Origin of the sequence: Dactylosporangium sp. McL0621 (assembly GCF_049995355.1) — a bacterium.
GTDB lineage: Bacteria > Actinomycetota > Actinomycetes > Mycobacteriales > Micromonosporaceae > Dactylosporangium.
The window spans coordinates 2,044,470-2,058,503 of sequence record NZ_CP188259.1 but is presented as its reverse complement, the minus strand read 5'-3'; the positions used below and the strand labels follow the sequence as shown (position 1 = coordinate 2,058,503).

11 protein-coding genes are annotated in these 14,034 nt (G+C 70.1%); 2 read left to right on the top strand and 9 right to left on the bottom strand.

The window, feature by feature from the left end; translation table 11 throughout:
- Positions 1–42 precede the first annotated feature (42 nt).
- The 9 genes from ACPPVO_RS09480 to ACPPVO_RS09440 all read right to left on the bottom strand — a co-directional run bounded on the left by ACPPVO_RS09480 (position 43) and on the right by ACPPVO_RS09440 (position 11,218).
- Positions 43–525, bottom strand: a complete 483-nt coding sequence (locus tag ACPPVO_RS09480; RefSeq protein ID WP_426510844.1) for a hypothetical protein — start codon at positions 523–525, stop codon at positions 43–45.
- Between the two features lie 58 nt (positions 526–583).
- The gene (locus ACPPVO_RS09475) at positions 584–1,651 is read right to left on the bottom strand and encodes a LacI family DNA-binding transcriptional regulator (RefSeq protein ID WP_426514589.1); all 1,068 of its coding nucleotides are present in this window, start codon (positions 1,649–1,651) and stop codon (positions 584–586) included.
- 78 nt (positions 1,652–1,729) lie between these two features.
- The gene (locus ACPPVO_RS09470; RefSeq protein WP_426510843.1) at positions 1,730–4,159 is read right to left on the bottom strand and encodes a GH36-type glycosyl hydrolase domain-containing protein; all 2,430 of its coding nucleotides are present in this window, start codon (positions 4,157–4,159) and stop codon (positions 1,730–1,732) included.
- A 22-nt stretch (positions 4,160–4,181) separates the two neighbouring features.
- Positions 4,182–5,219: a LacI family DNA-binding transcriptional regulator gene (locus ACPPVO_RS09465; protein ID WP_426510842.1), complete on the bottom strand. Its 1,038-nt coding sequence runs from the start codon at positions 5,217–5,219 to the stop codon at positions 4,182–4,184.
- A 1-nt stretch (position 5,220) separates the two neighbouring features.
- Complete coding sequence (locus ACPPVO_RS09460; protein ID WP_426510841.1) at positions 5,221–6,624, bottom strand: GH1 family beta-glucosidase; 1,404 nt, start codon at positions 6,622–6,624, stop codon at positions 5,221–5,223.
- Complete coding sequence (locus ACPPVO_RS09455; protein WP_426510840.1) at positions 6,621–7,535, bottom strand: carbohydrate ABC transporter permease; 915 nt, start codon at positions 7,533–7,535, stop codon at positions 6,621–6,623. Before ACPPVO_RS09455 ends, ACPPVO_RS09460 begins: the two co-directional genes overlap by 4 nt.
- Positions 7,532–8,509: a carbohydrate ABC transporter permease gene (locus ACPPVO_RS09450; RefSeq protein ID WP_426510839.1), complete on the bottom strand. Its 978-nt coding sequence runs from the start codon at positions 8,507–8,509 to the stop codon at positions 7,532–7,534. The genes ACPPVO_RS09455 and ACPPVO_RS09450 overlap by 4 nt, the downstream gene beginning before the upstream one ends.
- An 89-nt stretch (positions 8,510–8,598) precedes the next feature.
- Positions 8,599–9,912 (bottom strand): extracellular solute-binding protein, encoded by a 1,314-nt coding sequence (locus tag ACPPVO_RS09445; protein ID WP_426510838.1) that lies wholly within the window; start codon positions 9,910–9,912, stop codon positions 8,599–8,601.
- Positions 9,913–10,672: 760 nt separating this feature from the next.
- Complete coding sequence (locus ACPPVO_RS09440; RefSeq protein WP_426510837.1) at positions 10,673–11,218, bottom strand: plasmid pRiA4b ORF-3 family protein; 546 nt, start codon at positions 11,216–11,218, stop codon at positions 10,673–10,675.
- A gap of 135 nt (positions 11,219–11,353) precedes the next feature.
- On the opposite strand from ACPPVO_RS09440, the gene ACPPVO_RS09435 reads away from it, so the two are divergent.
- Together ACPPVO_RS09435 and ACPPVO_RS09430 are read left to right on the top strand one after the other, a co-directional pair.
- Positions 11,354–12,064, top strand: coding sequence for a pyrimidine reductase family protein (locus ACPPVO_RS09435; RefSeq protein ID WP_426510836.1), 711 nt, complete (start codon positions 11,354–11,356; stop codon positions 12,062–12,064).
- A gap of 182 nt (positions 12,065–12,246) precedes the next feature.
- Complete coding sequence (locus ACPPVO_RS09430; RefSeq protein ID WP_426510835.1) at positions 12,247–14,022, top strand: ATP-binding protein; 1,776 nt, start codon at positions 12,247–12,249, stop codon at positions 14,020–14,022.
- Positions 14,023–14,034 lie beyond the last annotated feature (12 nt).

Sequence of the window (14,034 nt, the reverse complement as noted above, 5' to 3'; positions counted from 1 at the left end):
GCGCCGGCCTTACATTTCCCTGGGATGTCTCGGGGGATCGGATCAGGGCGTCGGGGGTACCACCGGCTGGCCCGGCACGACCGGAACGACCGGCTCGTAGGGGGCCGGGGCTTCCGCCGTGCTCGAAAGCTCGTCGGGGTCGTCCAGGGAGAGCCGGTCGCTCGCGGCCTGGATCGCCTTCGGCGCCGAGGCCGCCACCGCCCAGCCCAGCGCCACGCCGCCCAGCGCCGCCACCGCGATCCAGCCCCACGGGGTGCGCGAACGGCGGCCGGACAGCGCGTCGAGGGCCAGGTTGGCCCGCTTCCACGCCTCGGTCGAGACCGAGTTCACACGATCCGACGCCGTGCTGTACCGGTCCGAGGCCTCGCCGGCCAGGTCGCCGGCCCGGTCCTTGAAGTCGTACGCGCGGTCCTTCACGGTGCCGCCGAACGAGCGTGCGTTGTCAAGGGCCGAGACCAGGTGGTCCCAGGCCTCCTCGGCCACGCTCTCGGCGCGCCGCTTCCGCTTCTTCCACTCACTGCTCATCGAAAATCGCCACCTCCTCCGATGTTCCTGCTGCCCGGAACGCAAGAAGTGCAAACGCTCAGGCGGAGGCGCGGCGGACCAGGTGCGTCTCGACCATCACGGAGGAGGACGCGGCGCCGCCGATCCGCGCGATGAGCAGCCGCGCCATCTCCCGGCCCATCGCCTCGACCGGCTGGTGCACGGTGGTCAGCGGCGGGTCGGTCTGGCGGGCGATCGCCACGTCGTCGAAGCCGACCAGGGCCACGTCGTCGGGGACGCGCTTGCCCATGGTCCGCAGCGCGCGCAGGGCGCCGACCGCCATGAGGTCGGAGGCGGCGAAGACGGCGTCGATCTCCGGGTCGCCGTCGAGCAGCTCGCGGACCGCCCGCTCGCCGCTGGCCTCGGAGAAGTCGCCGTACGCGATGAGCTTCTCCTCCACCGCAATGCCCGCCCGCTCCAGGGCCTCGCGGTAGCCGGTCAGCCGCGACACGCCCACGGCCATGTCCTGCGGGCCGGCGATCGCGGCTACGCGCTTGCGCTGGCGGTCGAGCAGGTGGCCGACGGCGATGCGGGCGCCGCCCTCGTTGTCGGCGTCCACGTAGGAGAGCTGCGACAGCTGGGCGGTGAAGTTGAGCTGCTCGTCGTCGGCGAGCATCTGGGCCGGCCGGCCGCCGAGCACGACCGGCAGGCCCCGGCGCTCCAGCAGCAGCGGCAGCGGGTCGGCGTCGTGCAGGGAGAGCAGCATCACGCCGTCGACGTGCTGGTTGGTCAGGTGGTGCTCGACGCGCTCCCGCTCGGCCGGGGACTGGGCCATCGCCAGCCAGAGCTGCAGCTGGGTGTCGGCCAGGGCCGAGCTGATGCCGCGGACGATGCCGGCGAAGAAGGGCTCGCCGAAGACGCGCTCCTCCGACTCCGACACGACGAGCGCGACGGAGTCCGTGCGCTGGGTGACGAGCGCGCGGGCGGCTCGGTTGGGCACGTACCCCAGCTCGTCGATCGCCTTCTGCACCGCGGCGCGGGCCTCGGGGCTCACCTGGGGCGAGCCGTTGACCACACGCGAGACGGTGCCACGGCCGACACCGGCGCGCGAGGCGACCTCATCGAGCGTGGGCCGGCCGGCGGAGCGCGGGCGGCCCGGGGACGGGATGTTCACGCCTCATTGTGCGCACATGCCGTCACCGGGCCACCCGGCGGCCCGACGTTTCTTCAGCAGGGCCTATTTTTTTCAGAGGATCGTCAAGTTCACCTCAACGACCGAGCCTTCGGGGGCCAGCGGGAGGACGCCGTCGGGGTCGAACGACGCCCCGTCGACGGTCAGCGCGCGGGCGTCGCCGCGCCGCACGGTGATGTTGTACGTCGCCCCGCGGAACCGGCGGACCGCGGTGAACCCGGGCCATTCCCCCGGAATCACCGGCGCCACCCGCAGACCGGTCAGCTCGGGGCGAATGCCGAGAATCCACTGCGTGATGGCCGCGTAGTTGTACGCCGCCGTGCCGGTCAGCCAGGAGTTCTTCGCCTCGCCGTGGGTCGGCGCGTCGCGGCCGGCGATCATCTGCGCGTACACGTACGGCTCGCACCGGTGCACCTCGCTGATCGCCTCCCGGGCCGAGGGCAGGATGCGCTGGTAGTAGTCGAACGCCGCGTCGCCGTTGCCCACGATCGCCTCGGCGATCATGATCCACGGGTTGGTGTGGCAGAAGATGCCGGCGTTCTCCTTGTACCCGGGCGGGTAGGACGAGATCTCGCCGAGCTCCAGCCGGTAGGAGCTGTACGCCGGCTGCTGCAGGACCACGCCGTGCGGGGTGGCCAGCCGCTCCCGCACGCTGGCCAGGGCCGTGACGGCGGTGCCGTCCTCGACGCCGACGCCGCCCATGATGCACATGCCCTGCGGCTCGATGAAGATCTGCCCCTCGTCGTTGGAGGCCGAGCCGATGACGTTGCCGTGGAAGTCGTACGCCCGGCGGAACCAGGCCCCGTCCCAGCCGTGCTCGGCGATCGTGCCGGCCATCTTCTCGGCCGCGTCGAGGTACTCCTGGGCCGGCTTGCCCACGCACTCGGCGATCCCGGCGAGCTCCTTGGCCGCCAGCACGAACTGCCCGGCGATGAACACCGACTCGGCCACCCCGCCGGTGGCGTTCTCGGTGGTCTGGAACGGCTCGCCCGGGGTGTCGGAGAAGCAGTTGAGGTTGAGGCAGTCGTTCCAGTCGGCCCGCCCGATCAGCGGCAGGCCGTGCGGGCCCAGGCGCTCCAGGGTGTACCGCAGGGAGCGCTGCAGGTGCTCGTAGAGCGGGGCCTCGCTCCCCGGCTCGTTGTCGAACGGCACCGGCGCGTCGAGGATCGACAGGTCACCGGACTCCTTGATGTAGGCCGCGACGCCGAGGATGAGCCACAGCGGGTCGTCGTTGAAGCCCGAGCCGATGTCGTTGTTCCCGCGCTTGGTCAGCGGCTGGTACTGGTGGTACGCCCCGCCGCTGGCCAGCTGGGTCGCGGCGATGTCGAGGATCCGCTCGCGGGCCCGCTCCGGGATCATGTGCACGAAGCCGAGCAGGTCCTGGTTGGAGTCGCGGAAGCCCATGCCGCGGCCGATCCCGGACTCGTAGAACGAGGTCGAGCGGCTCATGTTGAAGGTGACCATGTTCTGGTACGCGTTCCAGATGTTGACCATCCGGTTCGTGTCCCCGTCCGGGGTCTCCACCTGCAGGCCGCCGAGCAGCCGGTCCCAGTTCTCGCGCAGCGCGGCGAAGCCGGCGTCGACCGTCTCCTGCTGCAGCCAGCGCTCGATCACCGGGCGGACCATGTGCTTGTTGATGGTCTGCGAGCCGGGCGGGTCGAACTTGGCGTCCTTCGGGTTCTCCCAGTAGCCGAGCACGAAGCCGATCTCCCGGGTCTCCCCCGGCTCCAGCGTGACGCGCACGTGGTGCGAGCCGTGCGGCTGCCAGCCGTGCGCGACGGAGTCCGAGGAGCTGCCCCGCTCGACGGCGATCGGGCGGTCCCAGGACCGGTACGGGCCGAGGAACGCCTCGCGGGCGGTGTCGAAGCCGGTCAGCGGCTCGGAGCAGGCGAAGTACGCGAAGTGGTCGCGGCGCTCGCGGTACTCGGTCTTGTGGTAGATGACCCCGTCGACGACCTCGACCTGGCCGGTGTTGAAGTTGCGCTGGAAGTTCGTCGCGTCGTCCTGGGCGTCCCAGAGGCAGAACTCGACCGAGGAGAACAGCGAGAGCTCGGCGGGGACGTCGCGGTCGTTGGTCAGCCGCGCCCGCCAGACCTCCAGCGTCTCGCCGAGCGGCACGAAGTACGACACCTGGGCCTTGATGCCCCGGTAAGCGGACGAGATCCGGGTGTAGGACATCCCGTGCCGGCACTCGTACTCGTCCAGCTCCGTCTGCGTCGGCTGCCACGTCGGCGACCAGAAGTCGCCGTTCGCCGCGTCGCGCAGGTAGAGGTAGCGGCCGCCGAAGTCGAAGGGGGCGTTGTTGTACCGGTAGCGGGTGAGGCGGCGCAGCCGGGCGTCGCGGTAGAACGAGTAGCCGCCGGCGGTGTTGGAGATGATGCCGAAGTACGCTTCGGTGCCCAGGTAGTTGATCCAGGGCAGCGGGGTGTCGGGCCGGTCGATCACGTACTCGCGACGGTCGTCGTCGAAGTGGCCGTAGCGCACGGGGTGCCTCCTGCGGGTGGTCTTAGGCCGACTCGCGCACCACGAGGTGCGTGTCCAGCACAGTCGAGTGGGCCGGCCCGCCGGCGATGCGGGCCAGCAGGAGCCTGGCCATCTCGCGACCCATGCCCTCCACCGACTGGTGCACGGTGGTGAGCGGCGGCAGGGTCTGCCGGGCCACGGCGGAGTCCTCGAAGCCGACCACGGCGACGTCCGCCGGAACGGCCCGGCCCTGCTCGCGCAGGGCTCGGATGGCCCCGGCGGCCATCAGGTCGGAGGCGGCGAAGACGGCGTCGAGCCCCGGGTTGAGATGCAGCAGGCGGTTCATCGCTTCGGCGCCGCTCGCCTCGCTGAAGTCGCCGTAAGCGACGAGACGGTCGTCGAACGGGTGGGACGCGCCGCGCAGCGCCTCGCGGTAGCCACGCAGCCGGGCCTTGCCGACCCCCATGTCCTGCGGGCCGGCGATCGCCGCGACGCAGCGGCGGCCCAGGTGGAGCAGGTGCTCGACGGCCAGCCGGGCCCCGCCCTCGTTGTCGTTGTCGACGAACGAGACGGTGTGCCCGTTGGCCTGGCCGTCGTTGGTGCCCGTCTCGAGCATGTGCGCGGTGCGCCCGCCCAGGACGGTCGGCAGCCCACGCCCGGCCAGCAGGCCGGGCAGCGGGTCGTCGTCGTGCAGCGACAGCAGCAGGACGCCGTCGACGTGCTGGTCGTTGAGGTGACGCTCGACCAGCACGCGTTCGGCGACCGACTGCGCCATCGCGAGCCACAGCTGCATCTGGGTGTCGGCCAGGTGCGAGCTGACGCCGCGGACTATTCCGGCGAAGAACGGCTCGCCGAAGACCCGCTCCTCGGACTCCGAGACGACGAGCGCCACGGAGTCGGTGCGGCGGGTCACGAGCGCGCGGGCGGCCCGGTTGGGCACGTACCCGAGCGCGTCGATCGCCTTCTGCACCGCCGCCCGCGCCTCCGGGCTCACCTGGGGCGAGCCGTTGATGACGCGGGAAACGGTGCCGCGCCCGACACCGGCCAGGGCAGCGACCTCGTCAAGTGTCGGGCGGTGCACGCTACTCGGCCAGGCCGTTGCGCTTGATGACCTCGCGGTACCGGTGCCCGCTGGTCTTCAGGGTGCGCGCCTGGGTCTCGTAGTCGATGCCCACCAGGCCGAAGCGCTTGGTGTAGCCCCACGACCACTCGAAGTTGTCCAGCAGCGACCAGGCGAAGTACCCCATGAGCGGGGCGCCCTGCTCGATCGCGGCCAGGCCGGCGCGGAAGTGCGCGTCGAAGTAGGCGGCGCGCTCGGTGTCGTCGATGTCCCCGGCGTCGTTGCGGGTGTCGACGTACGCCGCCCCGTTCTCGGTGATGTACAGCGGGACGGCGGGGTACTCCTGGGCGACCCGCACCAGGGTCTCGGTGAGCCCGGGCGCGTCGACCTCCCAGTCCATGTCGGTCACGGGCACGCCGGGCCGCTTGTGGAAGCGCACGTGCTCGCTGCCGGGCCAGGACGTGGAGGCCCGCCAGTAGGGCTCCGCGGGCACGTCCGGGTCGGGCGCGCCCACCACGTGCCGGCTGTAGTAGTTGATGCCGAGCAGGTCCAGCGGCGCGGAGATGACCTCCAGGTCGCCGTCCTGGACGAAGCCGAAGTCGCTGACCCCGGCCAGGTCCTGCCGCACGTCCTCCGGGTAGGCCCCCCGCAGTACCGGATCCAGGAAGATGCGGTTGGCCAGGCCGTCGATGCGCCGCACGGCGTCGTGGTCGCCCGGGGACTCCGGGTCGGCCGGCGAGATCGCGTAGAGGTTCAGCGTGATGCCGAGCTGAGCCTGCGGGTCGTTGGCGCGGATCGCCTGGACCGCCTGGCCGTGGCCGAGCAGCAGGTGGTGCGTCGCGGCCAGCGCGTCCGGGGCGTGCTTGCGGCCCGGGGCGTGCACGCCGGAGGCGTAGCCCAGGAACGCCGAGCACCACGGCTCGTTGAGCGTGGTCCAGTTCCGGACCCGGTCGCCGAGCGCGCCGTGCATCAGCGCGGCGTACTCGGCGAACCGGGCGGCGGTGTCGCGCGCCGGCCAGCCGCCGGCGTCCTCGAGCTCCTGCGGGAGGTCCCAGTGGTACAGGGTGACCCAGGGGGTGATCCCGTGCTCCAGCAGCTCGTCCACGAGCCGCCGGTAGAAGTCGAGGCCTTTCTCGTTGATCGACCCGCGGCCGCCCGGCTGCACGCGGGGCCACGCGATGGAGAACCGATAGGAGCCGAGCCCCAGGTCGGCCATCAGCGCGACATCCTCGCGGTAGCGGTGATAGTGGTCGCACGCCACGTCGCCGGTGTCGCCGCCCTTCGTGCGCCCGGGGGTGTGGCTGAACGTGTCCCAGATCGAGGGCGTGCGGCCGTCTTCGGCCACCGCCCCTTCGATCTGGTACGACGCGGTCGCCGCCCCCCAGAGGAATCCGGGTGGGAACGTCAGCGGGTCGATACTGGTCACGCCTTGACCGAACCTTCCATGATGCCGCCGATGATCTGGCGGCCGAATGCGATGAACACGATGAGCAGCGGCACGATCGCCAGGGCTGTCCCGGTAAAGACTTGCACGTAGTCCGTCTTGTAGTAACCGGTGGCCAGAATGTTCAGCGAGACCTGGACGGTCGGCGTATCACCGTTGAGCACCACGTAGGGCCACAGGAAGTCGTTCCACGTCTCCATGAACGTCAGCAGGCCGAGGACGGCCGCGGCCGGGCGCAGCGCCGGGAGCACGACGCTCCAGTAGGTGCGCCACGTCGAGGCCCCGTCCATCCGCGCCGCCTCGATCAGCTCGTCGCTGATCGCGGACTCCGCGTACTGCCGGATCATGAAAACGCCGAAGCCCTTGACCAGGAAGGGCACGATTACCGCCTGCAGCGTGTTGGTCCAGTCGAACTTCACCATCAGCAGGTACAGCGGAATGATGTTGACCTGCGTCGGGATCATCATCGTCAGGATGATGATGAGCAGCAGCGCGTTCTTGCCGCGGAACTTGAGCTTGGCGAACGCGAAGCCGGCCAGGGTCGAGAAGAACACTACCGACAGCGTGACGCAGCTGGCCACGATGGCCGAGTTGATCAAGCCGTAGACGAAGTTGGCGTCGGTGTTCTCCAGCACCCGCTGGGCGTTGTCGAAGAAGTTCGGGCCCGGGGTGAGCGGCGGCGGGATGTCCGTCACCGCGCTGTTGTCCCGCGAGGCCACGATGAACGACCACACGATCGGGAAGATCGACAGCACGATCGTGAGGATCAGGGCCAGGTACGTCAGCGGGCTGGCCTCCCACAGGGACGCCGAGGCGCTGCGGACGCGGCGGGACCGCTTGGGGGCCGGGGCCGGAGTGGTCCGGCTGGGCCGGGCGGGGGTCATGGTGCTCATTGCGTCTGCCCCCTAACCGAGCGTCGCACCAGCAGGAAGTTGATCAGGGCGAAGACGAGGATGATCATGAAGAGCAGCCAGGAGATCGCGGAGCCCCGGCCCACGTTGAAGTTGTTCGTGAACGTGGTCTCGTAGATGTACATCGCGACCGTCTGGAACTCGTTGAGCGATCCGCCCTGGATCCGGCCGTAGTTGAACAGCAGCGGCTCGGTGAACAGCTGCATGCCGCCGATCGTCGAGATGATCACCGTGAACAGGATCGTCGGCTGGATGAGCGGCACGGTGATCCGCCAGAAGCGTCGGAAGGCCGAGGCCCCGTCGAGGGAGGCCGACTCGTACAGCTCCTTCGGGACGGCCTGCATCGCGGCGAGGTAGATCAGGGCGTTGTACCCCGTCCAGCGCCAGTCGACCATGAAGGCGATCGCCGTCCACGAGGACCAGCGGTGGTTGCGCCACTCGACCGGGTGGAAGCCGACGCTCTGGATCAGCCAGTTCGCCAGGCCGTAGCGGTCGGCGAAGATCAGGCCGAAGACGATGCCGACGGCGGCCACGGAGGTGATGTTCGGGATGAGCACGCCCATGCGGATCGGAGTGCGGGCGCGCATCTTCTTGTTCAGCCAGCTCGCGATCATCAGCGCCAGGATCAGCTGCGGCACGGTGGCGACGATGAACAGGCCGAACGTGTTGCCGATGACCTTCCAGAAGTGCTCGTCAGAGAGCACCTTGGTGTAGTTCTCGAAGCCGACGAAGCCCTGGTCGCCGCCGGTGAGCGTGTTCTTGCGCAGCGACAGGATCGCGGTGTAGACGAGTGGGTACGCGCCGAAGACCGCGAAGAGCAGGAAGAACGGCGCGACGAACAGGTACGGCGAGTACCTGATGTCCAGCTTGCCGAAGCGCGATGAGCGCCGCCGCGGCGGCGTCACCGGGTCCCTCCGCCCGTGGCGAGGCCCGGCGACCTCGACATTGGTGGTCATGGTTGGTGGTCCTTCTTCCGTAGCCGGTCGCTGGCGAGCGGAGGTGGCGAGTTGCCGCCACCTCCGCCCGGTGTCGATCGGGGAACCGATCAGCCTTCGGCCAGCGCCTTGCTGTCCTTGATGGCCTTGTCCCAGCCCGCCTGAGCGCTCAGCTTGCCCTGCTCAGCGGCCTGCATGGCCGGCTCGAAGGCGTTCTCCCAGAGGGCCTGGTGCTTCGGGCCCAGGTAGATCGGCTTGAGCGTCTTCGCGGCGTCGACGTAGATCTTGCCGACCGGCGCGTTGTTGAAGTAGTCGTTCGTCGCGCCCGTGATCTGCGGGTCCGACAGGGCCGACTGCGACGACGGGAGCGGGCCCGCCTCCTTGAAGGCGTCGATGCCGCCCTGCTTGCCGGTCAGGAACTTGATGAGCTCGAACGCGGCCTTCTTGTTCTTGCTCTGCTCCGGGATGGCCAGGTACGAGCCGCCCCAGTTGCCGCCGCCGCCGGGGATGGAGGCGATGTCCCACTTGTTCTTGCCGGCGTCGCCGGCGCGCTCCTTGATGACACCCGTGTACCACGGCGGGCACGGCACGGTGGCGAACGCGGCGTTCTTGAACGCAGCGTCCCAGTCCGCGGCCCAGCGCTGCAGCTTCGCGGTCAGGCCCTTGGAGGCCATGTCGAGACCGAGGTTGTACGCGGTCTTGACCACCGGGTTGGTGTCGCCGATGTACTTGTCGCTCTTGTCGTAGAACCAGGTCTCGCTGTTCTGCATGATGTACGGCTGCATGATCGACGTAGCCGAGTCGATCCACGCCGCGCCGGTGTTCTTCGACTTGAAGGTCTCACCCTGCTTGATGTAGTCCGCCCACGTCGGCCAGAGCTTGCTCACGGCGTCGCGGTCGGTCGGCAGGCCGGCCTTCTGGAACAGGTCGGTGCGGTAGCACATGGCCAGCGGGCCGACGTCGGTGCCGAGACCGACGAGCTTCTTGCCGTCCGCGGTGAAGGCGTTCTTCCACTTGAACGGCAGGTACTCGCTCTCCAGCGACTGCGCGCCGAGGTCGAGCAGGTTGGCGAAGGGCTTGTTGTCCTTCAGGTACTGCAGGAGCATGCCCTCTTCGAGCATGACCACGTCACTCGCGCCGCTGCCCGCGGAGAGCTGCTGGGCCAGCTTCGGCACGAAGTCCTTGGTCTGTCCCTCGTTCTTGACGTCCACCTTGATGTTCGGGTTCGCGGCCTCGAAGTCCTTGACCGCCTGGGTGAACCCGGGCGTGCCGAAGTAGGACAGCGAGATCGTGACCGGGCCGCCGGAGCTGCCGTCGGATCCAGCATCGTCCTTCTTGGCACTGCAGGCGCCGATGCCGAGGGCGAGCCCGACGGTCAGCGCGGCCGCGGCGACGGATCGCATGCGGCGCGAGGTGAAGCTCATCCTGACCCCTCTCTCAGGTCGTGATGGGTGTGGGTGGTGTGTGGGGTGTTGATGCGTACGGCGACGGGCATGCAAAATCCCCGCCGGCGCGGTAAGGCGGACATGCGAGTTGATGTCTCCCACGGCCGCGGGGTGTGTCACCGGCCACAGCCGCGGGAGCGCTCCCATGAGACTGGACCGCGAACGGCAGCGTGTCAATGGGGCAATGGGAGCGTTCCCATTTCGTTACCGCAAGATTTCTAAGGGAGCATTTCGCCGGATTGGCGGCTTTTCTAGGGCCAGAAAAGCTCTACCGTGGGTTACTGGCGCCGGTTAGGGCCCTATGTGAACTGAAAGTTACTTGTTTGGAACCCAGGAGAGCTGGGACCCCCCACCGATCCGCCCAAACTGCCGCGCCGCGAGGGCACCGTCGCGGAGGCGGGGGCGCGGCACGAAGGGGCACGGCACGAAGGCCCCGCGCGGAGGCACGGCGCGGCGGCGCGGACACCCGGCACGAAGCCACGCGGAGGCGCCGGCACTGCACGGCGCGAAAGCACGCGCGGAGGCGCGGAGGCGCGGCACAGGCGCGGAGACGTGACAGCACGCGCGGAGGCGCGGTGCGAAGTCGCGTCCGGAGGGCGATGCGGTGGTGCGGCCGTGAAGGCTTTAAGTCGAACGAGCCCGGCCCCTTCGCCCTGGACGGCGACCCATGTGTGGGAGGGGGTTTGGGTGGAGCGGAGCTCCCCCAATGGGGAGCGACCGAAGGAAGCGCGAAAAACAGCTACGTCATGCGCCGCAGCAGGGTGGTTGCCCGCGCCGGGTCGAAGTCGGCCGGGTCGAACTCGCGGTCCAGCCACGTTCGCATCGCCTCGTGGTCGGCGTGGTTCGGGTCCGCGTACGCGGCCAGGAAGTCGTGGTAGCCGCCCGGTCCCCCGACGTCGTCCGGCGGGCAGGCGCGCTCCCCGCCCGTGCACATCGGGTACCGGATGCCCAGGTCGGCCCGGACCACGTCCTCGACCGCGACGTCGTGCTCCCACCAGTCGCCGAAGTCGTACGTGTACCGCAGCCGCTCTCCTTTGCCCGCCACCTCGTCCAGCCGGTGATCGAGCTCGTCGCGGACCTCGAGCAGACCGTCGGGGTCGGGCACTCCGTACTGCACCCCGTCGACGTCGAACACGTGCAGATGCCGGTCGCCCCAGCCCATCGCCAGCTGGATGACACGGTGCACGCGGTCCAGCGTGAAGCCGCCGGGCACGAGCACGCGCCGCCAGACGGGCGGTTCGACGGCGTCCAGCGCGATACGCAGCTGATAGATCATGCGAGCCATGGTCCAGCCATTGTGGGGTGCGCCCCACCCGCGGCGCAGCCCTACGATCCGATCTCCCACGTCCGAACGAAGCACGCACCTCCCGAACGAAGCACGTCCGAACAGAAGACCGAAGGGCCGCAGTAAAGTCGGCCGGTGCAGCAGCTCTGGCCCGTCCCCGTCGCCGAACCCGACCTGGTCGACCTCTATCGAACCCCGCCGGGGCCCTGGCTGCGGATGAACTTCGTGTCCAGCCTCGACGGCGCCGGGCACGTCGACGGGCGCAGCGCCCCGCTGTCCGGGCCGGCCGACAAGCGCGTCTTCGGCGTCCTGCGCATGCTCTGCGACGCGCTCGTGGTGGGCGCCGGCACCGTCCGCGAGGAGGGGTACCACGCGCTGCGCCTCGACGCCGACCGCCGGGCCTGGCGGCGGGCGAACGGCCTGCGGGAGTACCCCACCCTCGTCATCGTGTCCGGGCGGCTCGATCTGGACCCGGCGCAGGATGCCCTGGCCGCAGCGCCGGTCCGCCCGATCGTGCTCACCCGGGCCGGCAACGACCCCGGGCGGCTGGCCGGCGTGGCCGAGATCATCACCGTGGGTGAGGACGAGGTGGATCTCGCGGCGGGGCTGGCCGCGCTGCGCGGGCGCGGGCTCGACCACGTGCTCAGCGAGGGCGGTCCGCGCCTGTTCGGCTCGCTCACCGCGGCCGGGCTCGTCGACGAGCTGTGCCTGACCGTCTCGCCGCTGCTGGCCGGCCCGGGCGCGGGCCGGATCACCGCGGGCCACCCGGCCGGCACCCCGCAACACCTCACTCTCCGTCACATCCTGCTCGACGACGAGTTGCTGTTCCTCCGGCACGCTCGTTAACCACAGGACCGTCCACAGGCCTGTGGACAAGGCGGTGCAAGCCTGTGGACAAAGGGGAGTTCGTCCGGGTTTGTCCAGATGAATAGGACACTCATCCATCCACCGTGGCGTGGTGCCTTCGCCCTGATGGCCGGCGTGGGGCACGATGCACAGGCGAACACTTGTACTGGGGGTCGAACCGCATGGAGGACGAGTCCGCCGCCGCTTCGAGCGGCCCGGTCGTCGGGCGCGTGCTCGGCACCGCCGACGCCACGCCGCTGACGTTCTGGGTCGCCGTCGAGGACGGCGCCTACCTCCAGCTCGACGACGTCGTGGTGACGCAGCGTGACCTTCCCCAACACGACCCCGTGACCATCGCCGGCGTGGTGACCGCGGTCCGGGCCCGCCACGAGGGCGTCGTCTTCGACTCCGACGTGTTCCTGGTCGCCGACGGCACGCTGCCGGCCACCATCCAGGAGGCCGCCGAGATCACCACGACCCGGGTCGACCCCGAGGTGTACGTCCCCCCGACCCCGGGCGCGCTCGTCCACCGGGCGCAGGGCGACGCGCGGGCCGGGGCGCTCTACTTCGACCGGATGGACCGCACCATCCCGATGGGCTTCGGCCGCGACGGCGCCGCGATGTTCCTCAACGCCGACTTCCTCGACGGCAGCCGCGGCGCCCACGTCTCCATCTCCGGCATCTCCGGCGTGGCCACCAAGACGAGCTTCGCGACCTTCCTGCTGTACTCGGTCTTCCGCTCCGGCGTGCTCGGCGGCGCCGGCGAGACCGCGAACACCCGCGCGCTCATCTTCAACGTCAAGGGCGAGGACCTGCTCTTCCTCGACCACCCCAACAGCCGGCTCAACCAGGCCACCGAGGACGCCTACGCGCGCCTCGGGCTGGTCGCCGGGCCGTTCCCCGACGTGCGGGTCTACGCCCCGCCGCGGGCCGGCGACTCCTCCGGCACCCCGGACGTGAGCAGCCGCCTGTCCGGCGTCGACGCCTTCTACTGGACGCTGACGGAGTTCTGCGCCGACCGGTTGCTGCCGTACGTGTTCGCCGACGCCGATGACGAGCGGCAGCAGTACACCATGGTCGTGCACTCCGTCACCGCGCACCTGGCGCGCGTGGCGCAGCCGGCCGAGGGCGGGGTCGCGGTCGACGGCACGCGCCTGAACTCGTACGCCGACCTCGTCGACTATCTCGTCGACCAGCTCAACGACGACGCGACCCGCGGGCAGTGGGCCGGCAACGCGATCGGCCTCGGCACCGTCAACGCGTTCGCGCGCCGGCTCATCGGCAGCAAGAAGGACCTGTCCCGGCTCATCCGCGGCGACCTCGCCCAGCGCAAGCCGCACCAGATCAACACCGCCGAGTCGGCCCAGGTGACAGTCGTCGACCTGCACAACCTGCCCGACCGGGCGCAGCGCTTCGTCGTCGGCGTCACGCTGCGCACCGAGTTCGAGCGCAAGGAGAAGGCCGGCACGGCCAAGCCACTGCTGTTCGTGGTGCTCGACGAGCTGAACAAGTACGCGCCGCGGGAGGGCACCAGCCCGATCAAGGAGGTGCTGCTCGACATCGCCGAGCGCGGCCGCTCCCTCGGCGTCGTGCTCATCGGCGCGCAGCAGACCGCCAGCGAGGTGGAGCGGCGGATCGTGGCCAACTCGGCGATCCGGGTCGTCGGGCGGCTCGACCCGGCCGAGGCGTCGCGGCCGGAGTACGGCTTCCTCCCGCCCGCCCAGCGCCAGCGCGCCCTGCTGGCCAAGCCCGGCACCATGTTCGTGTCGCAGCCGGAGATCCCGGTGCCGCTGTGCATCGAGTTCCCGTTCCCCTCGTGGGCGACGCGGCCCGCGGAGGCCGGCCCCCCGCCCGCCGCGACGCTGCGCTCGATCGCCCAGGCCGCGGGGGCGGACCCGTTCGCGGTCGTGGCCCGGGTCGGCGCCGGCGGCATCAGCGACGACGAGATTCCTTTCTAGGAAGGGAAAACT

Bases quoted from the DNA above. Each gene is read 5' to 3' on its own strand.
- ACPPVO_RS09480 (WP_426510844.1), bottom strand. From the start codon at position 525: ATGAGCAGTGAGTGGAAGAAGCGGAAGCGGCGCGCCGAGAGCGTGGCC.
- ACPPVO_RS09455 (WP_426510840.1), bottom strand. From the start codon at position 7,535: ATGAGCACCATGACCCCCGCCCGGCCCAGCCGGACCACTCCGGCCCCG.
- ACPPVO_RS09450 (WP_426510839.1), bottom strand. From the start codon at position 8,509: ATGACCACCAATGTCGAGGTCGCCGGGCCTCGCCACGGGCGGAGGGAC.
- ACPPVO_RS09445 (WP_426510838.1), bottom strand. From the start codon at position 9,912: ATGAGCTTCACCTCGCGCCGCATGCGATCCGTCGCCGCGGCCGCGCTG.
- ACPPVO_RS09440 (WP_426510837.1), bottom strand. From the start codon at position 11,218: ATGGCTCGCATGATCTATCAGCTGCGTATCGCGCTGGACGCCGTCGAA.
- ACPPVO_RS09430 (WP_426510835.1), top strand. From the start codon at position 12,247: ATGGAGGACGAGTCCGCCGCCGCTTCGAGCGGCCCGGTCGTCGGGCGC.